Here is a 25,911-nt window from a genome sequence, read left to right on the forward strand (position 1 = left end):
CCATACAGAAAAATTGCCTGATGGCAATATTCAGAAAACTTGATCTGGCTCAATTTCCTGCAGGACAAAAGCCGCTAACCGAACGGTACCGGCACATTCCCCTAACGCCAGTCAGGTCATACACCATGTCCGGCAGAATTGCAGCCACTTTCCCAGTGTCGGGGAAATATACTTGTCCCGGTGATAACACATCGTGAACCGGCGTAAAAAACGCTTTCCCGGATCAAGCGTGACAAAGTGGCCGGCATAAAGCGGCTGTTCGAGCATGCGACTGGATATGAAAGTCAGCCCCAGATTGTTGTAAACGCAGGATAAAATGGCATCCGAGGCGTTCAGCGACAGCGAGACACACGGATTGTCGAGATACAGTGCCAGCTGATTGTCGAAAAAAGCACGGCTGCTGGAACCCGGTTCCCTCAACAACCACCGTTCCCTACTCAGCTTCCCGAATGTGACGGACTTTTTCCGCGCCAGAGGATGATGCCTGCCGGCGACAATAACCATCTCGTCTTCCACCCACGGTTCGCAAACGAGATACGGATCGCTGACCGCCCCCTCCACCAGAGCCATATCGATGTCAAAACGGTGAATCATGTTGCCGATTTCCTGCGAATTGCCGATGACAACCCCGGGCAAACAGCCGTTTTCCCGGTCGAACGCCTGCAACATATCGGGCAGAACATAGCTGCCGATAGTCCGGGTACAACCGACCTGAAGCCGCATCTCGGACACGCTGTCACCGAACAGCTGTTCGATGCCTGAAAGCCGCGCCAGCAATTCATCAGCAACCGGTAACAGTTTCCGTCCCTCATGATTGATATGCAGCCGCGCACGCTGCCTGTCGAAAAGGCGCACTCCCAGCTGGTTTTCCAGTTCCGCCAGTGCCTGCGAAACGGCTCCCTTTGTCATGAACAATGCTTCCGCCGCCTGGGTCATGGTGCCATAGCGGGCAATGGAAACGAAGACCGACAACTGTTTAAAGGTAACATTCATCGTTTAATTTTTCTAAACATCATGTCAGAATTAATTCGATTTTCCAAATGATACCCCATCGTTATAATCCAAACCATCAAACAGGATAACCATCATCGGGGTAATGACATGCTGACACTCATCCATCAAAAAGTCCGGGAAATTCCAACACCCGTTGCCGGTCTGGCACTGGGAATCGCCAGTATGGGAGGATGTCTCGAGAATCTGTTTCCGCTCGGCGGAAACGGGCAAAATCTGGGTGCGCTGATCGCCGCCTTTCTGTTGTGTCTGGTATCGATCCGCTTCCTGTTCCACCCCGATACCCTGAATCGGGACCTGAAACATCCCGTTGCCGGCAGCATCGTCCCGACGTTCGCCATGGCCACGATGGTCGTATCGAAAGCGCTCGGGCAGTTTTTTCCCTCAACGGGAGAAATCCTCTGGTTCGGTGCCGTTACCGTACACCTTGTCGTACTGGCCCTTTTCATCTGGCACCGGGCGAAAGACTGGCAACTGAACCATATGGTACCAAGCTGGTTCGTTCCGCCGGTAGGGATTATTGTGGCCGACGTGACCTGCCCCGGCAAGGCCTATACGGAACTGGCCCTGATACTGCTGGCTATCGGTCTGGCAAGCTATCTGGTCATGCTGCCACTCATGGTCTACCGCCTTGTTTTCCACAGTGAAGTCCCGGATGCCGCCAAACCGACCATTGCGATCATGGCCGCTCCCGCCAGCCTTTCGCTGACCGGTTATCTGAGCATCGTGGAAGAACCGTCTCTTCTGGTTTGCGCCGTTCTACTCGGTATCGCCCTGCTGATGACCCTGTTCGTTTACTTCGCTTTTTTCCGGCTGATGAAACTGCCATTTTCGCCCGGTCATGCCGCATTTACCTTCCCGATGGCAATCGGTGCGACAGCGCTTTACAAAATGGCCAATCTGGTCGCACAGTACCCCCAGGCTGCCGAATACGCCAGACAGCTCCATCTGTTGGCAAACGGAGAAGCCGTTATCGCAACCCTGGTCATTGCCCATGTTTCCCTGGGATTCGTCCTGAACTATCTGTTCCCTCGCAGAATATCCGTCATCCGGAAAAACCCGGCCAAATAGCCGCATCGAGGAAACCGGCAATTTCCGTGACCGGACAGAACAACCGGAACCCGCACCATATCCGGAAAGAAATCGGCTTTGCCTGTAACAGCCCTGTTCCGTCACACCGGCCGATGCCAGTCAGAACGTCATGATCCTGTCACTGTCGACGACCCATTCCGAAAGTGCCTGCATGGTGGACTTTTCCGCCCCGTCAAAATAAGGATAGTTTTTGTAAATACCGCAACGGGCCATGCAGGTACCGCAAACTCTGACGGCAACCCCTTTCGCAATCAGTTCTTTCAACATATGCGACAAATCCTGATCATAGCCTTCAGGCGGCTTGCAAACATCCCTGGCCATATCGACAGAATCGTTCATGAGAAAAATCCGCACTTCATGACCGTTTTTCAGCAATGTGTCTGCCAGTCTGAGTCCATTCCAGGTCACATCAGTCGAATCGTAAGGTTCACGATTGAAAATGACCAATATTTTCATGATCTTTCCTCCCTTCAGATTTCCGTTTTCTCAACATCCAGCCCGGCTGTACATCATTTTCTGCCGATTCCGTTTCCCCGGCTTTCGGCAATCCGGAAAGCCATTCCGTGATTTCAACCAGAAGCGCCGAACGGATGCAAATACTCTTTCACATATTTCGGCTAAAAACCGGACGTCAATGACGATCACTTTACCATTTCTCCTACTTTCAGAGAATTTTCATACCTATACGTGCAAATTTTTCAAAATCGGGCGATCTCCCCCAACACCATTTTACGTTCCAGCGGATATTCACCGGCGACCTGTCTTAAACCGACGAGCAATCCGGTGATACCTTCCCGGCAATCCGGCAGAAACCAAGTTTTCGTCAAATCCGGACAACACTCGCGTTTTTCAGACAGCTTGAAATGTATGCTGGCCAGCCGGATATCGGTTTTTCTCCTTGCCGTCCTTTCGCCATCGAACGCCGATTCATTCCGCTTTTTTCGGGCCGGAAAACACTTTTCCGATGCAGGCGATCTGCTCATCAAACAGTTTTTTGAGACCATGCATCACTTTCCGTTTCATGTGTTTTCACCATCTTCATCACTCCCGTATTCTGGCGACCGGCAAAATATCTGTCTGTTTCCGATCAAAACAAACCGTTTCCCGGGCGGATATGAAACTTGTTCGAAAAACCGCTTTTCGCCCCTCCCCAACAGCTGCATTCACTTCCCGCATCACCTGATGGGCAAACCGGCATGCATATGCCTGCCGCTTGGCATAAATACAGGATAAACCTGCACATAGTCCTGTCCGCTTGCTATACTTCATTTATCGGTATTTCGAGAGAAAAAAATGACAGACAAGCTAAAAGACAAGATAGAAAAATTTCTGGCGATGTGTCTGAAATCGAAATCTGAAAAAGAAGGCGACACTTCCATAAAAGTAGATGAACTGACAGAAGAACAGCATCGCGAAATAGCAGAAGACGCTGTCGCCATCACCAACAGCCTGGTGGAACTGCAAAGGCTTTTGCCTGTTTCTCGGAAACTGGCCGAACTAGGCTATCTGCTTGAAGTCCAGGGAAAAATCACTGTCAAGGCAGGCGAAGCCTATGACGAGGCAGCCCTGAATTTTTTCAGTGACATGTATGGCGGCGGTATCGCGCTCTCGAAAAGACTCCACTGAATTTTTCCGGTATCCCGGCATATCGTACCGGCGGTTCCCTTGAATAGGGAACGGTTAAACGGAATATCGCCACCGGAACAGGAAGCGAGCCGACCCGCATAACCCCGGGATCACCCACGAATCATGAAACCGGCAATTCAGGCAAACCGGACACGAGCGGTTCATGCCATCTCTTCCGACGTCACGACATGCGTTCCTGCCTTCGATGCCAGAGCGGCTTTTAGCAATCTGTCGGCTATTTTTTCCGCCGGATTGATCCGCCAGCTTTTCGGCAGAAGCGGATGAAGAATTTTCTTGACCAGCCCCAGCGACGTTTCAAGAGGACGGGGCTCATCGCGCCGGCCTCCTATCAACCCGGGACGGACGAACGTCAGGGACTCGAATCCCATACTGGCCAGTTCCCGTTCCACCTCGCCCTTCACCCGGTAATAGAAAAAGCGGGACGACACATCCGCACCGGCAGCCGACGTCAGGACAAACGACGATGTTCCGTGTTTTCTCGCAAGACGCGCCACAGCCAGTGGATAATCATGATCGACACGATAAAACGCCTCTTTCGATCCAGCCTTTTTCATTGTTGTGCCCAATGTACAGATGACGGCATCAACCTGCCACCCGCTTTCACCGGCCAAAAGATTATCGAAATCGACGACAGGCGAAAACAGTTTCGGATGAATGCCTGCCGCTTGCCGTCCAGGTGCGATAACCGCCCTGACCCGTTCGTCATGAAGCGCTTTCTCCAGTACATGACGCCCGACCAGTCCTGTCGCACCTGCTATCAACAATTTCATGAATAAGTGTTTTTCCCCGATAAAAACGAATGAATAACCCGCATTGGCGAATGCGCCGATCATTTTACCAGTCTCCGTGAACCATACCGTACCTGCTCCGGCGACATCATCCCGTTTTCGTTCATTCACTTACCGGACCGGCACCGCCATACAGATACCTGTTTTCCCGGCAACGACGCTTGACAGCTGCTCCAATAATATATATTTTAATATAATATTTTTTTATATATTATCAAAAGGAGATCCGATGAATCCCATGCAGATACTGGTTATTGGCGGCGTTGCCGCAGGGGCATCTTTCGCGGCCCGTGCAAGAAGACTGGACGAAACGGCAAAAATCACTCTCATTGAACGCGGCAACGATGTTTCATTCGCCAATTGCGGCCTCCCCTACCACATCGGAGGAGAAATTCCGGTACGTGACGTACTTGCCGTACAGACGCCGGCATCGCTGAAAGCCATGCTCAACGTAGATGCCCGTACACGGTGCGAAGCCATCCGGATCGACCGGGACAATAAACGGGTACTGGTCAGGAATCTGTCTGAACAGACCGAGGAATGGATCTCCTATGACAAACTGATGCTCGCACCCGGGGCCCGCCCCCGCATACCGGCGATTGCCGGTGTTAACAACCCCCGGATCCATACCTTGCGCAACCTGTCCGACATGGACCGCATTATCGCCGATACCACCCCCGGTATGAATGCCGTCGTCATCGGTGCCGGATTCATCGGGCTGGAAACGGCCGAACAGCTGCATCGCAAGGGACTGAAAGTGAAAATCGTCCAGAAAGGCCCTCATGTTCTTCCGCAAGTGGATGCGAAAATGGCCATCCCCCTGGAAAACGCATTGGCCGGTCACGGTATCGAATTGTTCTTGAACGACGAAGTCACGCAATTCGAAGACAGCGGCAAGATACTCTCATGCCGTCTGGCATCCGGCAAAACACTCAAGGCCGAAATCGTCATCCTCTCGATCGGTATCGAACCGGATACCGGACTGGCCCGTGACGCCGGCCTGAAACTGGGAAAACGCGGTCATATCGTCGTCAATGAATTCATGCAGACATCCGATCCCGATATTTATGCGGCAGGCGATGCCGTGGAAACAACCGATCGGGTTTTTGGCGGTCCGGTTTCCGTTGCGTTGGGTGGCCCCGCAAACCGTCAGGGACGTGTCGCGGCCGATCATTTGTTTCTGAGGGAAAAGGCCCGTCCTTATCCCGGCTCGCTCGGAACGGCGATTGTCCGGGTTTTCGACGTTGCGGCCGGTTCCACAGGCTGGACGGAAAACCGCCTGAAAGCCGCCGGACGCCAGTACGGCATCACAACCGTCAATGATTTTCATCACGCTTCCTATTTTCCGGGAGCCGAGATGCTCACCCTGACGATTCTCTGGGATCCGGACACCGGTATTCTGCTCGGTGCAGAAGCGGTCGGGACACAGGGAGTGGACAAACGGCTGGACGTACTGGCGACCGCGATCACCGCAAAAATGACCGTCGAGGATATCTGTCATCTTGAACTAGCCTACGCACCGCCATTCGGTTCGGCAAAAGATGTCGTCAACATTGCCGGATTTGCCGCCTGCAACCAGCGTGACGGTCTTGTCCGGACGGTATCCCGGTTACCGGCAAATGCCGGTGTGCAAATCATTGATGTCCGAGGCAAACCTGTCGCCGATGCCTCTCCTGTACCCGGTGCCGTGAACATCCCGATGACGGTGTTAAGAGACAATCTCGACAGAATCGACCAGACCCGCCCTGTCGTCACCGTCTGTGCGCTCGGCAAGAACAGCTATTTCGCTTCCCGTGTTCTCAAACAGAACGGATTCGATGTCTCCAGTCTTGCCGGCGGGCTCTCCACCCTGATCAAGTGAATATCTCCGGAAACACCTATCGGGTGACGGACGGTGATCCAGTACTCCATCTGTACCACCGTCCGCTACACGATCCGGAAAGATCGTCAAAAGAATTCTGGCCATCGACAGTTCCCGATATCCCCATAATCCGGTCAAACGGAAAATATCTCTGAAACCCCTGACCGGAAACTGTTCCGTCCTCTTTCCTTCACGCAACGAAACGGTTTTCGTGAAAAACCAGATAACAATCAGGACGCCACACTCCGTGCACATCGTTCCAGGTTCAAATCTTCCCTTATGTAATAGTCCTTGTCCATTTTGGACGATCGTTTTTTCTCTCAGCAAAAATTCTCTCCCGGTACCGGAAATATGACGGCAAATAGCCGGGAACCCGGTTCATTACACCAAACCTGAAAATCACGCTTTTCTTTTTTCGAATAATACCTGCTTCATGTCCCCACGACAGAAACAGGCAAGAATGAAAGAGTTTCCCATCTATCCCGGCATTTTCTCCCGGAATTATATTGTTGAAAACAATGACATATGGAACAGCATATGAAAACCGAGGGGAAAAAACGGACTTTTTCATGAAAAACGAGGTAACCCTTGTCACAGGAGCTGCCTGGGGAATCGGACTGACCACGGCCAGAGCATTTGCACAGGCAGGTGCCATTGCTGTTTTATCCGATATCAACGAGCCGGCCCAACAGGCGGAAGAACTCGTGAAACAGGGGTTCAAAGCCATGTCCATCCAGTGTGATGTTTCGGACGAAAGACAAGTCAAGACCATGATCGGAAAAATCGTGGTTTCTTGCGGACGTCTGGATGCAGCGTATAACAATGCCGGCATCAACAGCCCTGTTGCGGAAACCGCCGACACCAGCAGTGAAGGATATGACCGTGTCATGAACATCAATTTGCGTGGAATATGGAATTGCATGAAATACGAACTCCGGCAAATGCGCCAGTAGGAAAGCGGGGCTATCGTCAATTGCTCTTCCATTGGCAGGCTGATCGGCATCGCGGAAAGAGGCGTCTATCAAGCATCGAAACACGGAGTTATCGGTCTGACAAAAAGCGCCGCCCTGGAATATGCGGCAAAAGGAATCAATATCAACGCTGCATGTCCGGGCATTATCCAGACACCGATGCTTGAAACGATGACCGAGAGAGAACCCGAAGCCCTGAAAGCGCTGATCGAAGAATTGTCAAACCGCAGGCCTAAACGCCCGGAAGAAGTCGCGCGTGCCGTACTTTGGCTATGCCGCCCTGCCGCCAGCCTAGTATCGGTCAGGCTATCGCCGTTGACGGCGGCTACACGGTCAAATAAGCAAACCGGCCGACTATTCAGAAAATACCCTGCCATGAAGACTTCCAAGGAAAACGATACAAAAGAATCCCTCTCCCGTTCCGGTTCCCCGCATCTGAGCCGCAGGGAATTTCTCAAAACCGGTGCACTTGCCGGAATTGCCGTTGCCATTTCCGCCATACCGGCAATCAGCATGGCGACTTCTTCCCAAAAGACGATTGCCGTTCACGACGATCATGATTTCAAATGGCCCGTATTGTCCGGGAAACGGACACTGGGTACCGGAAAAAGTCAATTGACCGTATCCGCTCTCGGATTCGGCTGTATGGAAATGAATTACCACCGTGGCATACATCCGGACAGAAAATCCATGACCCGGCTGGTCCGTCAGGCTGTCGAAATGGCATCACGCTTTTCGACACCGCAGAAACCTATGGGCCAATATCAATGAAGAATTGACGGGAGAAGCACTGGCCCCCGTCCGGAACCGGATCACCATCAGCACCAAATTCGGCTTCGAACATGCGAAAGGAAAGCAGACCGGACTGAATTCCCACCCCGAACATATCCGCAAAGTGGCGGATGCATCACTGAAAAGACTGGGAACCAACAGAATCGACCTGTTTTATCAGCACCGTTTCGACCCGCAAGTTCCTATTGAAGATATGGCCGGAACCGTCTCCGATCTGATCCGCGAAGGCAAGGCAAAACATTTCGGCCTGTGCGAAGTCAGTCCGGAAACCATTCGCCGGGCCCATGCCGTCTGCCCTGTCACCGCCATACAAAGCGAATATTCCCTGATGTGGCGTACCCCGGAAAAAGACGTTCTTACCGTACTGGAAGAACTCGGTATCGGATTTGTTCCATACAGCCCGATCAACAGGGATTTCTCGGCGGAACTATCAATGAATATACCCGATTCAATTCGGGAAACGACAACTGGAATATCCTGCCGAGATTCACACCGGAAGCGATCCGCGCCAATCTGGCACCGGTTGAGGTTCTGAACGAATTCGGTCGGACACGCAGCGTAACCTCTGCACAAATCGCATTGGCCTGGCTGCTTGCCAAAAAACCCTGGATCGTCCCAATCCCGGGAACCACCAAATTGTCACATCTGGAAGAGAACATCCGTTATACAGACCTGATACTGACTGCCACTGAAATCAGCGATCTCGAAAACGCCGTCCCGAAAATCCGGATCGTAGGAGACCGTTACCCGCCATCAGAACAACGACAGGTTGGAAAATAAATTTTTTATTTCAATATCAATCAATAAATTATAAATATTTTCTAAAGTTTTACAGGAGAAAAAATTTCACTCGTTTTTTCAGAAATCATTCTAATCGGTATCTTCATCCTTCCGGTTTTCGGTTCGAAACGCATTCCTGAACTGGCCCGTGTCATGGGACGGGCAACACATGAATTCAAAAAAGCGAAAGAGGAAATCAGTCATCAGGGAGAGGAATTTCTGAAAGCGGCGGAAAAAACGGCCGAACTCGAAAGTGAAAAAGAAAAACAGGAAAGCTGAACATGACATCATCCGTTTTTGGCAAGGAATCTCTCGTTTTCCATTTTGAAGCACTACGCAAGACATTACTGAAATGTATTGTAGCGACAGCTCTTGGCTATCCCGTTGGATACTGGATAACGCCGGATGTCATCAATCAGCTGACTCAATGGAGTTTTCCTGAAAACATCGGAAAACTTCATTATTTTCCCCCTTGAGGCACTTTGGGTCAAACTGAGGCCGGGATTCATTCCCGCCATGATTTTTGCCTATCCGTACAATATCTTCCAGTTCTGGAAATCCCTGTTACCGGCCCTGTATGATAATGAACGCAAGCCACCGGGCAAATAAATCACGCTTTCACCCATTCTGTTTTTTTCGGGAATCGCCTTTTGCACGGTCTGTGTTCTGCCGCTTCTGATGGATTTTGCCGGCAGTTTCTATTCGCCTGAACTGCAGGCCAAGTTCGGGCTGGAAAATTTCCTGTCTCTGGCGGGCATGATGATGCTGGCTTTCGGAATCATGTTCCAGACTCCCATTCTGGTTTTCATCGCAATCCGTTTCGATTTCGTTTCCGGGGATACACTCTCCCGGAAAAGGCCCTACATCATGACGGGCATCCTGATTATTGCCGCACTATTGACACCACTCGATGTCATCAGCCAGATCCTGATGGCCATTCCGACCTGGCTGCTTTTTGAACTCGGACTGATTCTGTCCGGAAATATCAACGTGAAAACCGGTGGAAGAATACCCGAAACAGACCGACAAAACATGTCGGAAAATGATGATAATTTACTTTATGAAAATAAATATCTCCATTGAATAAAAACATAAAAACCGTCAAACAATCCGATCAGACCTGACATTTTCCGACCGAGTCTGCCACTGATACCTTCCGGCAGTGCAGGCACCTGCAACCACTCCAGTCTGACAGGATGTCACATCCTTTGCCCGCACATCAGACCTGCAACTCACGGGTTTTGTGGATATTGCGGGCAGGCGGTTCGCCAAACAGACGCTTGTACTCCCGGTTGAATTGCGTCGGACTTTCATAGCCTACGGCCAAGCAGGCATTCGAGGCATATTCGTTTTCCACCAGCATCAGCCGCTGCGCTTCATACAACCGAAGGCGTTTCTGGTACTGCAAGGGAGAAAGTGTCGTGATCTGCTTGAAATGCCGATGAAATGTCGAAGTCGCCATATTGACTTTCTTCGCCAATTCATCAACTTGCAAAGGTTCCTTGTAGTTGTTTCTAAGCCATGTGATCGCCTGTGCGATACGGCTTCCCCTCGTTCCGGTCGTGTTGATGGCCCGCAGATATTTGCCGCGAGGTCCCGTCAGAAGCCGGTAGTGGATTTCACGCACAATCATCGGAGCCAGAACGGGAATCTGTTCGGGATTGTCCAGAAGCTCCGTCAAGCGCACGAAAGCATCCAGAATATCCGCTTCGATCGGCGTAACGCTCAGCCCCTTCCTGACCGGCTCATCGATAACCTTCGCTTGCATGGGAAGTTCCGTCATCAACTGGCTGACAATGTATTTGTCGATTTTAAGTCCCATCCCCAGAAACGGTTTTTCCGGCGAGGCATCCAGAATGTAATTCCGGCTCGGCAGATCCACACTGTTCAAAAGACTGTCGTTTTCATGATAGAAATACTCCTGGCTTCCGACAATGGACCGTTTCTTTCCCTGAATGACCACACCGACCGCGGGATCGTAAAAACAGTTTTCGCAGGATGCGCAATCATCATGACGGAAAAAGGAAAATCCCTGAATGGGTGTCTGGTATTCGCCCGGTTCCGGCAACCATTTCAGCAACCTTTCCCTGAGCAGGCGGTTCTTTTCCGCCAGATCGGCACGGCTGTTTTCAGGCATGGCATCCTCCTTATGAATTCGTCCAGTCATCATATCAAATAGGCCTTCTCCCGGATTTTGCCATTTACCGAGAGAATCAGGCAAGAACCAGATAGTTTCATATCTTATTTTTTCAAGACCGCGACATTACTATTTTCCTGTCATGAAACGTTCTGCCTGACCGTTCATGCCGGAACACGCTGTTTTTCAACTGTCGTGCAAACCCGAAAATCCGATCATCGTCATCAAGAGGTTATTATGAAAACATTTGGCTACGCCGCTCATTCGCCGGACTCTCCTCTGGTTCCCTATTCCTTCGAACGACGCGATCTGCGTGAAAACGATGTCGCCATGGAAGTGTTGTACTGCGGTGTCTGCCATTCAGACCTGCATATGGTGCAAAATGACTGGGACTGGACAATCTATCCCATCGTGCCCGGCCATGAAATCATCGGACGCGTCATCGCCACCGGCTCCGGAGTCACCCGCTACAAAACCGGTGATGCTGTTGCCGTCGGGTGCATGGTGGACAGTTGCATGGAATGCGACCAGTGCAGAAAAGGCGAGGAACAGTTATGCCGCGAAGGCATGACCGGAACATACAGCGCCTACGACAGAATCACACATGAGGTCACTTACGGCGGCTATTCCAAACATCTCGTCGTCCGGGAAGAATTTGTCCTGCGAGTACCTGACGGTCTGGACCTGTCGAAAGCCGCTCCGCTGCTTTGCGCCGGCATCACGACATACTCTCCCCTGCGGACATGGAATGTCGGCCCGGGTAGCCGTGTCGGTGTCATCGGAATGGGAGGCCTGGGTCATATGGCCGTCAAACTGGCGGCCGGACTGGGTGCGGACGTAACGGTTATCAGCCGTACGAAAAACAAGGAAGCGGATGCTCTGGCTGTCGGAGCCGACCGGCTTCTTGTCTCAACAGATGCGACGGCTATGGAAAAAGCGCAATCCGCTTTCGATCTCATCATCGATACCGTTCCGGTCAAACACGATCTCAATCCCTATATGCCGTTGCTGGATATCGACGGCACCCTTGTCATTGTCGGACAAGTCGGGCCTGTCAGCGCCATTTCCACCGTTCCGATGATACTCGGCCGGCGCCGGATCGCCGCATCGCCCATCGGAGGAATCCGTGAGACACAGGAACTTCTCGACTTCTGTGCAAAAAAGAACATCCTGCCCGAATGTGAAATGATCCGCATCGACGAAATCAACAAGGCCTACGAACGGCTCAAACGTTCGGACGTCCATTACCGGTTCGTCATCGACATGTCATCCCTGACCGGTCCCGGGAAAAACATCGGCCAAAACGTACGTCAGGACTAGGACAAGCGGGCAACAGACAAAGGAGACAACATGATGCAAAAACGTCAACTGGGAAAGAACGGTCCGGAAGTATCGGCCATCGGTCTGGGTTGTATGGGAATGAGCTTCGGTTACGGTCCGGCCAAAAACAAACAGGAAATGATCGCGGTCATCCGTGGTGCTGTCGAACGCGGTATCACCTTTTTCGATACCGCCGAAGTATATGGGCCGTTCACGAACGAGGAACTGGTCGGGGAAGCGCTTGCCCCTTTCAGAAAAGACGTCATTATCGCCACCAAATTCGGTTTCAGACCCGATCCGTCAAATGGTGGAGCATGGACAGCCTTGGACAGCCGGCCGGAACATATCCGGGAAGTCGCAGAAGCATCGCTCAAAAGACTGAATGTGGATACGATCGATCTGTTCTACCAGCACCGGGTCGATCCGGATGTTCCCATCGAGGAGGTCGCCGCAACGGTCGGTGATCTGATCGCCGAAGGCAAAGTCAGGTACTTCGGCCTGTCCGAAGCGGCAGCGCAAACGATTCGCCGGGCCCATGCCGTTTGTCCCGTCACGGCCGTTCAAAGCGAATACTCTCTCTGGTGGAGAAAACCCGAAGAAGAAGTACTCCCGACTCTGGAAGAACTCGGTATCGGTTTCGTTCCATACAGCCCGCTCGGAAAAGGTTATTTGACCGGTTCTTTCAACGAAAAAACCACGTTTTCTCCTTCCGATTTCAGAAGCGTTTTGCCGCGTTTCACGCAGGAAGCCATGAAAGCAAACAAGGACATGGTCGAACTGGTCAGAAAAATCGCCGGGCAAAAACAGACGACACCGGCCCGTATCGCACTGGCATGGCTGCTGGCGCAAAAACCCTGGATCGTTCCGATTCCGGGGACGACAAAACTGTCGCGTCTGGAGGAAAACATCGGTGCGACCGACATCGTGCTTGACGCCGGTGATTTGCTCGAAATCGATTATGCCGCATCGAAAATCCGGCTGACCGGTGCGCGATATCCCGAAAAACTGGAAAAACTGACCGGCCGCTGATCGAAATCTCCCCGGCATCCGGTCTTTATGGCTAAAGTGAACACAAAAATGAAACGGATTGACATGAAATGTTTGAATATACTGGCCAGTATCGCTATCGCGCTGTGCAGTATATTCCATTGTGCAAAGGCAGACACCATGAATGCTTATCAAGAAAAAGCGCTGAATCTCCGGCAGGAAAAAATCGTCACAATCGCCGCTTTTACCGCCAACGGTAATCTGGAAAAACTCAAAACGGCCCTGAACGAGGGGCTGGACGCCGGCCTGACCGTCAGCGAAATCCGGGAAATCCTGATCCAGATGTATGCCTACACCGGCTTTCCGAGAAGCCTGAATGGCATCAACACCTTCATGAATGTCATCAGCGAACGGCAAAAGAAAGGTATCGAAGACATCGCCGGCGAGGAACCCGCGGTTCTGCCAGCGGGAACGGACCGCGACGAATACGGGGAAAAAGTCAGAATGAAACTGGCGGGCATATCCACGCTGCCTCCAAAAAGCGGTTACCAGATTTTCGCCCCCGGTATCGATACGTTTCTGAAAGAACATCTTTTCGCCGACATTTTCGGACGCGGAGTTCTGGACTATTCCAGTCGTGAAATCGCCACCGTTTCGGCACTGGCCGCCATGACCGGTACGGAAGGACAGTTGCAGTTCCATATGGGCGCGGCCATGAACGTCGGCGTGACAGGAACGCAAATGGAAAACCTGCTTTCGGTTCTGAACGAGAAGGTCGGGACCCGGGAAGCTGTCATGGCCAGAAAAGTTTACGCCAGAGTGCAGGAAAACCGGGCAGAAAACCGCTGATCATTTGCGAATGAAACCCGTTGCCAGAATACCCGCAAATTCAGGGAGAAAACAATGGAAAATATCCGCAACAAAGTCGTCGTCATAACAGGCGATGGCAGCGGCATCGGTGAAGCCATTGCCGATGCCGTCGCCCACGCGATATCGCAGCCTGAAAACGCTTCCGTCAATGAAATCATACTCCGTGCGACAGCACAGGAATTCTGAAGGAAACCATCCAAATGAAAAGCAAAATCAGCAAACGGGTTCTGGTAACAACCCTCTTTTTCACTGCACTTCTTTCGACAGCCGGTATCGGTCATACAACCGATATCGCCGGACAATCCCTGCACCAGACAATCACCCGCAACGGCACACAACAGTCTTTCACCGGATCCGACCGTTATTTCACCGGCAACGTCAAAGTGGACATGCTGTTTACACCGACAACAGAACTGCCTGCATCGGGTGCTACCGTGACATTCGAACCGGGAGCGCGATCGGCATGGCATACCCACCCGGCCGGACAGACTCTGATCGTGACGTCCGGCATCGGGCTGACACAGGAATGGGGCAAACCGATCGTCGAGATTCACACCGGGGATATTGTCCGGTGTCCGGCCGGCATCAAGCACTGGCACGGAGCCAAACCGGACAGCGCCATGACACATATGGCCATTACAGGCGACGTTCATGGCAAAAACGTCGAATGGCTTGAAAAAGTGACGGATGAACAATATCGTGGCCGATGAGAGCTCCCGTGTCCAGATCATCCTATCCACCGAAACAGGCGACTGGAGCATATCTGTATGCTTTATCCGCCTGTTCTCCCCCAAACAGCAGACCTGCCGCAAACGGCATCCTGTTTTACAATAAATCCCTTTTTCACAACCGGACAATCTGTTGGTTATGTTTCATGTTTTCGCAGCCCTGATCGGACTTTATGTCATCGGGCGTTTCGTTCCTCCGCTTCCTGTCGGAACCCTCTGGAAATGGCTGATCGCATTCGTTATTCTGCTGGTTTCACAATACCATCTCGTCAACCGTCTTTTTCTCGGCGGCATGGCATCGCCGGAGGTCCCCTTCCCGGTACTCGCTTTTGGTGGATGGCTTTTCGGTGCATTCATTCTCCTGGCCGGTTTTCTGCTGATCAGGGATATTGTTTCCCTTTTTCTCTGGACTGCACACAAAACCGGCCTCATCCCGGTCAGCATCATTTTCGGTTACCGCTGGATGCTCGGCCTTGGCATGGCCTCCCTGCTGCTTTCGGCTGTCGGTGTCTGGCAAGCCGTTCGCATTCCCGATGTACGCCGGATCGATATCACTCTTGAGAAACTTCCGGCCGAACTGGATGGCCTGAAACTGGTTCAGCTCACGGACCTGCACGCCAGCCGGCTTTTCCAGGCCACCTGGATCCGTGCGGTCGTGAACAGGACGAATGCCCTGAACCCCGACCTGATTGTCATTACTGGCGACCTGGTCGATGGCAGTACCATCGACCGCGCACCCGACGTTGCTCCGCTGGCCGATCTGAAGGCCCGGCTCGGCGTTTTCGCGGTAACTGGCAATCATGAATACTATTCCAACTACATCAACTGGATGAAAGCATTCAGGCGACTTGGCCTGAATATCCTAGGTAATGAACATGTCCTGATCGCCGACCGGGATCGCGCTCTGGTACTGGCCGGTGTGACAGACAGGGTTGCCGCCAATTTCGGACTACCCGAACCGGACATCGGAAAAGCCCTGTCCGGTGCACCTGGCGATCTGCCCGTCATCCTGATGGCACACCAGCCCAAAGGTTCCTCGACCTACGCCAGCGCGGGCGTTGACCTCCAGCTCTCGGGACATACACATGGCGGACAGGTTCTGGGTATTCACTGGATCACCCGAATGGCCAATGACGGATATGTTTCAGGACTCTACAGGGTAGGCGACATGCAACTCTACGTCAGCAATGGGACCGGCCTCTGGAACGGTTTTCCCGTCCGGCTCGGCAAACCGTCGGAAATCACGGAAATCGTACTGCACACCCCGGCCCGTCACCATCCGGAACCGGACAGACAAAAACCTTGAAAGCCATCCGGGAAAACGGCCTTTCGATTCCGAACCTTTCAGCAGGCTGCATCTGAAATTCCCGGAATCACCGTTTGCGGGAATACGGCCATCCGGCCGAACCGGTTCATGAAGGAAACACCGGAAGGATTCCCGCCACTGTCCTGCATCCGGCATGGCAAACATCGTATCCGTCCGGAAAACATCAGTCGGCGATATCCCTGTCTTTTTTCACAACCGGATTCCCGACGGATTCATCTGGACTTGCAGCGTTACCGAGAATATCCAGCATACGGGACAGGCCTTCGGGCATTTGCCCATTTTCCGGCAATGCATCGACATGGTATCTCGACGGCGCTCCCGGATCATTCCCGTATTGTGCCGTGGTAGCAGCAATTCCTTTCACGGATACCCGAAAAGGCCCCATACGACAAAGACCTGCTGCCGGTTCCCGCTCATCAGTCTTTTGACCGGTGACTGACGGAACCACATCCATGTCGAAGTTGACATTGACTTCATCCAGAGTCATTGACGGAACGGGAACCAGCGACAACAGGGGGGCCTGTATCTCCACCAGTTCTTCCGTTTCTTCTCCATCCCGAACGATTCCTGTTTTCCTGAATGAAAAAACAGCTGTTTTCGATTTTTCCGGATCACCTTTTCCGGGGTCTGCCAGATCCGGATATTCCGTCCCCGATCGCTTTACCTGCTCCGATGCTTCCGTCGCTGCCCGCAGAACCTCCCCGATCAGAATCTCCAATGGCAAACCGGTAAATGGATTACCGGCATTTTTCTTTTCGTCCGTCACCTGACATCTCCTTTTGTTGAGTTAACCAAATCATGCAATGCCACGGACAATTTTGCAACAGCCAACTCTCCTGGCGGCATTTTTGAAAATCAATGAATATCAACAACTTGTCTGACTTCCGACTTGTTCGGAAAACCGGATATACATTGACAATATACTTCGCACGCGAATAATATGCGTCAGAACTTTTAGTAATCTAAAATTGAAAAAAAATATGTCTGGAAACGATCTTTCACTCATGGAACTGATGATCACAATGACGCAGGTATCGCGAGCCTATAAAGCCGTTTGTGACAGGTTCGCCTCCCGGTTCGGACTGACCCAGGCCATCGCCTGGCCCATTGTCGCCATCAGCCGGCTGGGTGATGGTGTACGTCCCGGCGTCATCGCCGATGCGGTAGGAATCGAACCGTCTTCTGTCGTCAGACTGATCGACCAGCTTGTCGCCGCCGGTCTTCTCGAGCGCCACGAAGACGCAAACGACCGCCGTGCCAGACTGCTCTTTCTGACGGAAAAAGGACGGGACAAGGCCAGGGAAATCGAAATGGCCCTGATTCCGTTACGCCGCCAGCTCCTGCAGGGACTGACGGATACCGAACTCGACGTCTGCATGCACGTTTTCAGAACTCTTGGAAAATCCATAGAAAATTACAAGACGGCATCGAAGCAGCATGATTAACATACCGACACGCGACGAATTCATATTCTCGCTCAAATGTTTTGCAGCCGCCATGCTGGCACTGTATCTGGCATTCCGTATCGGACTTCCCCGTCCGTTCTGGGCACCGCTGACGGCTTATGTCGTCTCTCAGCCAATGGCCGGTGCCGTCCGTTCGAAAGCGGTCTATCGGGTCACCGGCACGGTTATCGGCGCACTGGCGATCGTGATACTGATTCCGACTTTCGTCAATTACACGGGTCTGTTCGCACTGGTCATCGGGGGATGGTTCGGATTTTGCCTGTTCATGTCACTGATGGACAGAACTCCGCGAGCCTATGCGTTTCTGCTGGGCGGGTATACCGTCGGATTTGTCGCCATGCCGGCAATGGCCGACATGACGGCATTCAGCATTTCTTCCATTTTCGATGTGGCAGTGGCCCGGTCGGAAGAAATCATACTGGGTGTTCTCTGTTCCACCGTCGTCCACAGCCTTGTCCTGCCCAAGGGAATCGGCGACATCATACTCCAGCGCCTCGACCAGGTTCTGGATGACGGACAGCAATGGGTGAAAAACATCCTGACAGCCAGACAGGCCGAAACGGGCAGCCAGCTGGACCTGAACAAACTGGCTCTGGCCATTACCGAACTCAGGATCATGTCCACCCATCTGCCATACGATACGACCAATGTCCGCTGGACAACCAATATCGTCCGATCGATGCAGGACAGATTTTCCGTTCTCGTCCCGATTCTGTCGGCTGTGGAAGACAGACTGCACGTCTTTCATACCAGCAACAGCGGAAAACTGCCCGAAGAATGGCAAAAACTTCTGGATGATATCGCCGAATGGATCACGCGTGGTGCCGAAAACACGGACCCGGGAGACGCCATCCGCCTCAGACGGCGGATAGACCGTTTCACACCGTCGATCAATGGCGAATCGCACTGGGAAGACATGCTTTTGGCCAATCTTTCCAGTGAACTGTACCGTCTGGTGGATGCATGCGAAGACTGTTTCGATCTCCGCAGAAAAGTCAATATCGGCCTAAAAGGTGAAATGCCCCCTTCGGAAATGCGCGAAACCAAGGTTTCGACCATGACGCTTTACGTAGATCGCCGCCTTGCGCTTTCGTCCGCTTTCGCCACCGCCATGTCCATGATCGTATCCTGCCTTTTCTGGGCGGCATCCGGCTGGCCGACAGGATTTGCCGCCCCGATGATGGCAGGCATGTACTGCATGTTTTTCTCGACATTCGACAATCCGGTTCCCATCCTCAAGAGCCAGTTCTTCTATACCCTCATGTCCAGCCCCGTATCGGGAATCTATCTGCTCTGGCTTCTGCCGTCAGCACACAGCTTTGAAATGCTGGTACTCCTTCTGGCTCCTTTCCTGATCTGGTTCGGCACTTATCTTGCCAAACCGGCAACCGCCGTCAAGGTCATTCCATTCATGTTCACCGTACTGGCCACCCTGACCATGTTCGATATGGGTTCGGCCAACATGACTTCCTATATCAATTCACAGATCAGCCAGGCCATCGGCGTGGGATCCGCTGCCCTGTTCATGGCCATATTCAGGACAGCCAGCGTCGATTCACTCATCCAGCGACTCGTCCATTCCATCTGGAATGACATCACGAAGCTCGGCGAAGCTGTCAAAGCCCCCTCCGCTATCGCCGTAACCGTCAAAATGGTCGACGGCATCAGTCTGCTGGCTCCGCGTCTGGCTCTGGCGACCAAAACCGGCGGAACGAAAAATCCCGGCTTCGTCGCCGCGACAAACATCCTTTCCGATTTGCGTGTCGGACTGAACATGACACGGCTTTTGCGCACCGAAACAAAACTGGAACGTCACCATATGAGCGTCCGTCCTGTCCTCGAACGACTTGCGGACTACTACCGACAGGGGAAAAAATCGCAGGATGCCGCGACAGAAGAACTGTTGCATGAAATCGACCAGACACTCTACCGCATGGCCAACACCGAATCCCGTCTCCAGCAGAATCAGGCCATCGCGGCACTGGCCGGTATCAGGCGCGATCTCTTTCCGGACGCATTGCCCTATTCCCCGTCAACTGCCGGCAACCGGAAAAAGGATCAGGCAAAGAAAATGCCTGAAATTCCTCCTGAACCGGATAAGCCGGCGACACGGTGAAAACTATTGACATCACTAGTTGAAATGATAACATTTATGACCTTAATATTTTGCATACAAACTATTTACAAGTAATGGAAAATCCGGACCAGTTATTCATGCGCTTCACCAATGCCCTGACAAGGGTCGCCCGCGCCTACAAGACGTCCGCCGACAAGGTCGCTTCCCGATACGGCCTTTCGCAGGCCACTGCATGGCCGGCCGTCATGATCGACCAGATGGGCGACAGGGTCCGTCCCGGTGAAGTGGCCGATGCGCTCGGTCTCGATCCGTCATCCGTCGTTCGGGTCATCGACCAGTTGATCGCCGCCCGGTTGCTTATCCGCGAAGAAGACGCCAACGACAGGCGCGCGCGCCTGCTGACCCTGACGGACGACGGCAGGCAGCGTGTCAAACAGATCGGGGAGGCCATGCGTCCTTTCAGACGGAAACTCTTCGAAGACATTGACCGCGAAGATCTCGAGGCTGCTCTGCGCGTACTGGAAAAACTCCGGACAGCGATCAAACTCGGCTAGATATATGTTGAAAGCTTTTCTGCAAAAACCGACTGCCGGCGAACTGCTGTTCGCATTCAAATGCTTTCTGGCAGCGTCACTTGCGCTTTACATCGCGTTGCGACTCGGACTTCCACGTCCCTTCTGGGCGCCGATGGCGACCTGCATCATTGCCCAGTCCATGTCCGCCGGCAGTGTGTTTGTCCGTGCCTCGTCGCGCCTGATCGGAACACTGGTCGGAACCGTCGTTTCCGTGCTCCTGCTCGTTTCATTCATCAACTATACCTTTCTTCTCTGTTTCCTGATCGCGCTCTGGGTCGGTATCTGCATGTACTTTTCGATGCTGAAACGGACAACGGATTCTTATGTCTTCGTCGTCGGAGGTTTTACCGTTCCCGTCATCATTTACGGGATCATCGGAGACGTCAACGCCATCAACATCCAGTACATCATGGACATGGCGATCGCACGGGCCGAGGAAACCGGTATCGGTTTCATGTCGGCCATCCTGATCCACAGCACCGTCTTTCCCAAGACTATCGGGCCCGCCGCCATCAAGCGGATGGATACGGTCTGGAAAGACATCTGCCAGTGGATCGGCCTCATTCTGCGTGGAGAACCGTCCGCGACCCATTCTCCCCAACTGAATGCCGCACAGATCATAACCGATCTGCGACTCCAGTCGGCCAACCTCCCCTTCGATTCCTCCAGCGAGCGCTGGGCCGTCGCGAACATCCGGCTGCTTCAGGACCGTCTGACTGTCATGATTCCGGTCATTTCGTCGATAGAAAACAGTATCGCGGCCCTGAAAAAGGCGGACAAGCTGCCCGGATACTGGGAATACCTGCTTGATAATATCGCTGTCTGGGTACAGCAGGATAAAAATACCCCGCAAAGCGCACAATGGCTTCGTGAACGTATCAGACACGGATTGCCGAAAATCACGCCCCGTTCGACATGGGATGAAGTCACCCTGATACACCTGGCCTCGGATCTGGGAAAACTGATTTCCTATTGCGAAAGCCGTGCGGACCAGCGGCGAGCCATCGATGAATGCATTAAGGGTCATGCCACCCGTGCTCCCAAAGCCGTACCCGTCCCGCTCGCCACGCTGCACAAGGACCGCAGGCTCGCCTTGCTCATTTCCGCTTCCGCCGTTTTCACCATCACGGCGGTTTCGCTCATGTGGGTCATCAGCGGCTGGAATGCCGGTTTTTGTGCTCCCATGATGACCAGCATCTTTTTCCTGTCATTCGTCCGGAACGACAACTCTATCGCGGCCCTGAAGAAAGTGCTGCTTTTCACGATCTATTCATTGCCGCCGGCAGGTGTCTACCTGCTCATCGCCATGTACAGCGCGCATTCTTTCGAAATGCTCATGCTGTTGCTGGCCCCCTGCATCATCATCGCCGGCATCTACATGGCGCGGCCCTCAACCGGACTGGGTGCCACCATCTTCATGATGGGTGTCTGGTCGACCACGACCATGTACGATCTTGACATGGCCAATGCGACATCGTTCATGAACGGCCAGGTCTTCGCCCAGTGTTTCGGCGTCCTCATGGCACTGGTTTTCGCCAGAATATTCCGCTCGTTCGATGCGGAATGGACGACACGCCGTCTTTTGAACAGTATTGCGGAAGAAATAGCACGTCTGGCCCAGTCCGTCAAATCGCCTCCGGTCATCCAGACGACCGTCCGGATGATCGACCGCATCAGTATTCTCGCCCCGCGCCTTTCCGGACTGGGTACCGAAAAGGAAAATGTCATCTCACGCCTTTTCCGTGAATTGCGCATCGGCACGAACATCGTCTATCTCATGCACATGCGTTCACGTCTTGAACGCAATGGTATCGATATCCAGCCGCTTCTGCAAACACTGTCCGCCCATTTTGCGAAAAGCGCTCACGAAACGGGTGGAAAAAATACCGTTCTGGAACAGATCGACCGGACTTTGCAGAAAGTCTGTCACATGTCTTCCCCCATCCGGCAGAATGCCGCCATCGCGGCCCTGACCGGCATAAGGCGGGATCTGTTTCCCGAAGCTCCCCCCTATTACCCCCAAACTCTGGTCCCCAAGGAGATTGTATGACTGGTGAATTCAGTTTTTTCGGCATGTATTTCCCGTGGCTGATGCTGACATCACTGCTGGCACTTGTCGCGACACGTCTGATAAGCATTTTTCTGGCCCGTATCGGGTTCTACCGTTATGTCTGGCATCCTCCGCTGTTCGATGTCGCACTGTTTCTTGTCGTATTAGGAATTTTTGTCGTTTTATTTAATTTTGGCAGGTCTTAATCATGTTTTCCAAAATCTCCCTTTCCGCCATCAGGCGCTACCTCGTCACCCTTGCGGTAGTTCTTGTCGCCCTGTTCATCGGATGGCGTCTCTGGATACATTACGAAAACGACCCCTGGACCCGGGACGGTCGTATCAAGGCGGATGTCGTGCAGGTCGCACCTGACGTAACCGGTCAGGTCGTCAAGCTCCATGTCATCGACAACCAGGTTGTCAATGTCGGCGACGTTCTCTTCGAAATCGACCCTGAACGCTTTGAACTGGCACTGCGCCAGGCCAAGGCAGCCGAGGAAGCCGCCAAAGTGACGCTTGCCCAGGCCATTCGTGAATCGAACCGTAACCGGGAACTGAAAGATCTGGTCGCGACCGAAGTAACCGAACAGGGACAATCACGCGTCGAAGAAGCACGTGCTGCCCTTCTTCAGGCTATCGTAAACCGCGACAAGGCCCAGCTCGATCTGGACCGTACCAAAGTCGTCGCGGCGGTTGACGGCATCGTCACCAATCTGGTCCTGCGTACCGGCTCCTATGTGACCGCCAGCCATCCCGTCATGGCACTGGTCGACCGCAACTCTTACTATGCGGAAGGCTATTTCGAGGAAACGAAACTGCCGAATATTGCCGTAGGCGACCGGGCGACAATCAGGCTGATGAGTGACGATGAGGTACTCGAAGGCCATGTCCACAGTATTTCCAGAGGGATCGAAGATCGTGAACGCACGACCGGTGGAAAGCTGATGCAAAACATCAACCCGGCATTCAACTGGGTCCGTCTTGTCCAGCGTATCCCCGTCCGTATCGAATTCGACAGTATTCCGGAAAATGTCCGCCTTGTATCCGGCCAGACGGTCACCATCGAAGTCTTTCCTTCCGAAAAAGTCACCGTCGCCAAGAACGACCAACCGGTAAAGTAAGGATCGGCCATGCGTAACAGAAAACTGATTTCATATCTGGTTCCGCTTTTCATCAGCACAGGACTGATTGGATGCACGACTGTCGGCCCGGATTATACGATTCCTGAAAACGCCACCATCAACAAACCGGAAGCTGCCGAACCGTTTGCCGCGGCCGAGGAAAACGTCTATCGGCAGGAACCGTTGCCTGCACACTGGTGGAAACTCTATGACGATCCCGTGCTGACATCCCTGATCGAAAAGGCGCTGGTCGCCAATACCGACCTTCGCGTCGCGTCTGCCAATCTGGCCCGGGCGCGTGCCGTGCTGGAAGAAGTCGAAATGGGAACAGTACCGACCGTCAGCGTTTCTTCCCAACCGAAATTCGGGCGCAATTCGGCAGCGGCCGACGGTATCCCCGAACGTTATCCGGACCGCTGGTCGCACGACAGCGGCATCAACATTTCCTACCAGCTTGACCTTTTCGGAAAAATCGCCCGTGGTATCGAAGCTGCCGGTGCCGATACCGAAGCGGCTCAGGCTGCCTACGATCTGGCCCGCATAACCATTGCTGCCGATACGGCCAAAGCCTATGCGGATGCCTGTTCATCCGCCTACCGTATCGGTATCGCGGAACACTCCGCCGAACTGCAGAAACAGTTTCTCGAAACAACGACACAATTGACCCACGCCGGTCGTGGAACCGCCATGGACATTTCCCGTGCCAGCGCCCAGCATGAAGCATTGCGTGCAGCCATTCCTCCCCTGCAGGCCCAGCAGAAACTGGCTCTTTACCGGCTCGCCGTCCTGACAGGCGAATTGCCCAATACACTGGTCGGTACCGTCGGGCAATGCAAAACTCCCCCCCGGCTGTCCCGGCCGATCCCTGTCGGCGATGGTGCCGCCTTGCTCCGCCGCCGTCCGGATATCCGTGAAGCGGAACGCAAGCTGGCCGCTTCCAGTGCCCAGATCGGAGTCGCCACAGCCGACCTCTATCCGAGCATCAGTCTGGGATTGTCCGGTGGCATGACAAGCCGTTTCTCCTCATTCGGAGACACCAATACTTTCCGCTGGGGCATCGGCCCGCTGATTTCATGGACATTGCCCAATACGGGAACGGCCCGCAGCCGGATCAAACAGGCAAAGGCCGAACATCAGGCCGCTTTTGCCCGGTTCGATGCCACTGTCCTGAACGCCTTGCGCGAAACGGAAAGCGCCCTCACATCCTACGCACGGGAACTTGACAGAAACGCGGCCCTGAAAGCGGCCCGTGACCAGAGCGCACTTGCCAATGATCAGGCACACCGTCTCTACCGTCATGGCCGGATCGACTTCCTGTCAACTCTGGACTCTGAGCGGACACTGGCCGCTGACGAAAGCGCCTATGCAGCCTCCACAGCCAAACTGGTCGAAGACCAGATCTCCGTTTTTCTCGCCCTGGGTGGTGGCTGGGAACAGAGTGGCGTGCAGGAACCGGCAGAAAAGCAGTAAGGCACTGCCACAAAAAAACCGGAGACATCCGATCTGGCATTCAAAAAACGTCGTTTTTCCGGAAAACATTTGCCGTCGAGACCGCCATAGCTGTCTCAACGTTTTTGCGATTCACAATATGTAACAACACGTTGTGAAATCTCCATTTTGATCCAGTCCGTTCCCGGCATTTCGCCGACACTCATGCTCGTCGGATTGACCGGCATGCTGGCACTGTACGACTACGATTCTCCCGATGTCTTCGTGTTTCTCAACGGACAGATCGCCCAACTGACCGGTATGGGAATCGGTATCGTTTGCATGTCCGTATTCCGGCAAATGGATCTGGAAAAACTGGCATACTATCTCATTCAGACCTGCTGGCTGGAAAACACATATATCGGACACACCCCGAAACCGCCAGCACTTGCCGTTCTGGCCGTCCGCATGACCGACAGAATCGCCCTGATCGTTTCCAGACTGGCAACCGTCAGAGACCGGAAAATCATATCCTCTTTCCACATCATGGGAGACATCCGTGTCAGCCTGAACATGATCGTACTGAGAGAGTACGACCGCCATGCCCGGGATAACCATATCGATTCCCGGTCCGTCATGGAAGCACTGTCACGCCATTTTTATCTGAAACTGAAACAGCCTTTGTCGTCTGACGACACGTTACTTTACCGTCTCGACCGCTGCATCTGCCAGACCAGTGCGTTGCCCCGTTCGCGTGAAAAATACCGCCTTCTTTCGGCACTGGTCAGACTGCGGTCGGATCTTTTTCCTCAAAAGCCGTTTCAGGAAAACACAAGCTATCTTTCCGGAAACTACACGTGAATACAGGCCGCTGTTTTCCCTGA

At 53.1% G+C, this 25,911-nt stretch carries 25 protein-coding genes and 3 pseudogenes; 22 read left to right on the forward strand and 6 right to left on the reverse strand.

Going from position 1 to position 25,911, the window contains the following annotated elements; genetic code table 11:
* Positions 1-111 precede the first annotated feature (111 nt).
* Positions 112-993 carry a LysR substrate-binding domain-containing protein gene (locus tag NB647_RS07095; protein WP_269282637.1) on the reverse strand — a complete coding sequence of 294 codons (882 nt, stop codon included), beginning with the start codon at positions 991-993 and terminating at the stop codon, positions 112-114.
* 108 nt (positions 994-1,101) lie between these two features.
* Between NB647_RS07095 and NB647_RS07100 the strand changes: the two genes are divergently transcribed.
* Positions 1,102-2,082: a TDT family transporter gene (locus tag NB647_RS07100; RefSeq protein WP_269282638.1), complete on the forward strand. Its 981-nt coding sequence runs from the start codon at positions 1,102-1,104 to the stop codon at positions 2,080-2,082.
* A 120-nt stretch (positions 2,083-2,202) separates the two neighbouring features.
* Here the strand turns inward: NB647_RS07100 and NB647_RS07105 are convergent, their stop codons facing one another.
* Complete coding sequence (locus NB647_RS07105) at positions 2,203-2,559, reverse strand: DsrE/DsrF/TusD sulfur relay family protein (protein ID WP_269263910.1); 357 nt, start codon at positions 2,557-2,559, stop codon at positions 2,203-2,205.
* 242 nt (positions 2,560-2,801) lie between these two features.
* Positions 2,802-3,086: a hypothetical protein gene (locus NB647_RS07110; RefSeq protein ID WP_269282639.1), complete on the reverse strand. Its 285-nt coding sequence runs from the start codon at positions 3,084-3,086 to the stop codon at positions 2,802-2,804.
* A gap of 310 nt (positions 3,087-3,396) precedes the next feature.
* Between NB647_RS07110 and NB647_RS07115 the strand changes: the two genes are divergently transcribed.
* Entirely contained in the window at positions 3,397-3,729 is a 333-nt protein-coding gene (locus NB647_RS07115) for a hypothetical protein (RefSeq protein WP_269282640.1), read from the forward strand.
* 161 nt (positions 3,730-3,890) lie between these two features.
* Here NB647_RS07115 and NB647_RS07120 read toward each other — a convergent pair whose 3' ends face one another.
* Complete coding sequence (locus NB647_RS07120; RefSeq protein ID WP_269284757.1) at positions 3,891-4,520, reverse strand: NAD(P)H-binding protein; 630 nt, start codon at positions 4,518-4,520, stop codon at positions 3,891-3,893.
* A 247-nt stretch (positions 4,521-4,767) separates the two neighbouring features.
* Between NB647_RS07120 and NB647_RS07125 the strand changes: the two genes are divergently transcribed.
* The 6 genes and pseudogenes from NB647_RS07125 (at position 4,768) to tatC (ending at position 10,025) form a co-directional block, all read left to right on the forward strand.
* Positions 4,768-6,399, forward strand: coding sequence for an FAD-dependent oxidoreductase (locus NB647_RS07125; protein ID WP_269282641.1), 1,632 nt, complete (start codon positions 4,768-4,770; stop codon positions 6,397-6,399).
* 569 nt (positions 6,400-6,968) lie between these two features.
* Positions 6,969-7,610, forward strand: a pseudogene (locus NB647_RS07130) (SDR family NAD(P)-dependent oxidoreductase); the annotation flags it as partial.
* 195 nt (positions 7,611-7,805) lie between these two features.
* Positions 7,806-8,942 (forward strand): annotated as a pseudogene (locus tag NB647_RS07135) (aldo/keto reductase).
* An 87-nt stretch (positions 8,943-9,029) separates the two neighbouring features.
* Positions 9,030-9,221: a Sec-independent protein translocase subunit TatA/TatB gene (locus NB647_RS07140; protein ID WP_269284760.1), complete on the forward strand. Its 192-nt coding sequence runs from the start codon at positions 9,030-9,032 to the stop codon at positions 9,219-9,221.
* Positions 9,222-9,223: 2 nt separating this feature from the next.
* Entirely contained in the window at positions 9,224-9,418 is a 195-nt protein-coding gene (locus NB647_RS07145; RefSeq protein ID WP_269282642.1) for a hypothetical protein, read from the forward strand.
* Positions 9,419-9,458: 40 nt separating this feature from the next.
* A pseudogene (gene tatC / locus NB647_RS07150) lies at positions 9,459-10,025 on the forward strand (twin-arginine translocase subunit TatC).
* Positions 10,026-10,161: 136 nt separating this feature from the next.
* Here tatC and NB647_RS07155 read toward each other — a convergent pair.
* Positions 10,162-11,079, reverse strand: a complete 918-nt coding sequence (locus NB647_RS07155) for an AraC family transcriptional regulator (protein ID WP_269282643.1) — start codon at positions 11,077-11,079, stop codon at positions 10,162-10,164.
* 237 nt (positions 11,080-11,316) lie between these two features.
* Between NB647_RS07155 and NB647_RS07160 the strand changes: the two genes are divergently transcribed.
* The 6 genes from NB647_RS07160 (at position 11,317) to NB647_RS07185 (ending at position 16,290) form a co-directional block, all read left to right on the forward strand.
* Positions 11,317-12,399: an NAD(P)-dependent alcohol dehydrogenase gene (locus NB647_RS07160; protein ID WP_269282644.1), complete on the forward strand. Its 1,083-nt coding sequence runs from the start codon at positions 11,317-11,319 to the stop codon at positions 12,397-12,399.
* Positions 12,400-12,432: 33 nt separating this feature from the next.
* On the forward strand, positions 12,433-13,428 hold the full coding sequence (locus NB647_RS07165) for an aldo/keto reductase (protein ID WP_269284763.1): 996 nt from the start codon (positions 12,433-12,435) through the stop codon (positions 13,426-13,428).
* 63 nt (positions 13,429-13,491) lie between these two features.
* A complete protein-coding gene (locus tag NB647_RS07170; RefSeq protein ID WP_269263917.1) occupies positions 13,492-14,235 on the forward strand; it encodes a carboxymuconolactone decarboxylase family protein in 744 nt (247 codons plus the stop codon).
* A 54-nt stretch (positions 14,236-14,289) separates the two neighbouring features.
* The gene (locus NB647_RS07175) at positions 14,290-14,442 is read left to right on the forward strand and encodes a hypothetical protein (protein ID WP_269282645.1); all 153 of its coding nucleotides are present in this window, start codon (positions 14,290-14,292) and stop codon (positions 14,440-14,442) included.
* A 14-nt stretch (positions 14,443-14,456) separates the two neighbouring features.
* The gene (locus NB647_RS07180) at positions 14,457-14,966 is read left to right on the forward strand and encodes a (R)-mandelonitrile lyase (protein ID WP_269282646.1); all 510 of its coding nucleotides are present in this window, start codon (positions 14,457-14,459) and stop codon (positions 14,964-14,966) included.
* A 157-nt stretch (positions 14,967-15,123) separates the two neighbouring features.
* The gene (locus NB647_RS07185) at positions 15,124-16,290 is read left to right on the forward strand and encodes a metallophosphoesterase (RefSeq protein WP_269284766.1); all 1,167 of its coding nucleotides are present in this window, start codon (positions 15,124-15,126) and stop codon (positions 16,288-16,290) included.
* Between the two features lie 184 nt (positions 16,291-16,474).
* Here the strand turns inward: NB647_RS07185 and NB647_RS07190 are convergent, their stop codons facing one another.
* On the reverse strand, positions 16,475-17,077 hold the full coding sequence (locus tag NB647_RS07190) for a DUF2589 domain-containing protein (protein WP_269263920.1): 603 nt from the start codon (positions 17,075-17,077) through the stop codon (positions 16,475-16,477).
* 214 nt (positions 17,078-17,291) lie between these two features.
* Between NB647_RS07190 and NB647_RS07195 the strand changes: the two genes are divergently transcribed.
* From NB647_RS07195 to NB647_RS07230, 8 genes are all read left to right on the forward strand, one after another.
* Positions 17,292-17,756, forward strand: coding sequence for a MarR family winged helix-turn-helix transcriptional regulator (locus tag NB647_RS07195; protein ID WP_269263921.1), 465 nt, complete (start codon positions 17,292-17,294; stop codon positions 17,754-17,756).
* Positions 17,749-19,893, forward strand: coding sequence for an FUSC family protein (locus NB647_RS07200; protein WP_269282647.1), 2,145 nt, complete (start codon positions 17,749-17,751; stop codon positions 19,891-19,893). The genes NB647_RS07195 and NB647_RS07200 overlap by 8 nt, the downstream gene beginning before the upstream one ends.
* Positions 19,894-19,967: 74 nt before the next feature.
* Positions 19,968-20,408, forward strand: coding sequence for a MarR family winged helix-turn-helix transcriptional regulator (locus NB647_RS07205; RefSeq protein WP_269263923.1), 441 nt, complete (start codon positions 19,968-19,970; stop codon positions 20,406-20,408).
* A 4-nt stretch (positions 20,409-20,412) separates the two neighbouring features.
* A complete protein-coding gene (locus tag NB647_RS07210) occupies positions 20,413-22,479 on the forward strand; it encodes an FUSC family protein (RefSeq protein WP_269282648.1) in 2,067 nt (688 codons plus the stop codon).
* A complete protein-coding gene (locus tag NB647_RS07215; protein WP_269263925.1) occupies positions 22,476-22,685 on the forward strand; it encodes a DUF1656 domain-containing protein in 210 nt (69 codons plus the stop codon). Before NB647_RS07210 ends, NB647_RS07215 begins: the two co-directional genes overlap by 4 nt.
* Positions 22,686-22,687: 2 nt before the next feature.
* Complete coding sequence (locus NB647_RS07220; protein WP_269263926.1) at positions 22,688-23,599, forward strand: efflux RND transporter periplasmic adaptor subunit; 912 nt, start codon at positions 22,688-22,690, stop codon at positions 23,597-23,599.
* Positions 23,600-23,608: 9 nt separating this feature from the next.
* Positions 23,609-25,069: an efflux transporter outer membrane subunit gene (locus NB647_RS07225; protein WP_269282649.1), complete on the forward strand. Its 1,461-nt coding sequence runs from the start codon at positions 23,609-23,611 to the stop codon at positions 25,067-25,069.
* 147 nt (positions 25,070-25,216) lie between these two features.
* A complete protein-coding gene (locus NB647_RS07230) occupies positions 25,217-25,888 on the forward strand; it encodes an FUSC family protein (protein WP_269282650.1) in 672 nt (223 codons plus the stop codon).
* Positions 25,889-25,911: the final 23 nt, after the last annotated feature.

Source organism: Oxalobacter aliiformigenes (assembly GCF_027116575.1).
In the GTDB taxonomy this organism is placed as follows: Bacteria; Pseudomonadota; Gammaproteobacteria; order Burkholderiales; family Burkholderiaceae_D; genus Oxalobacter; species Oxalobacter aliiformigenes.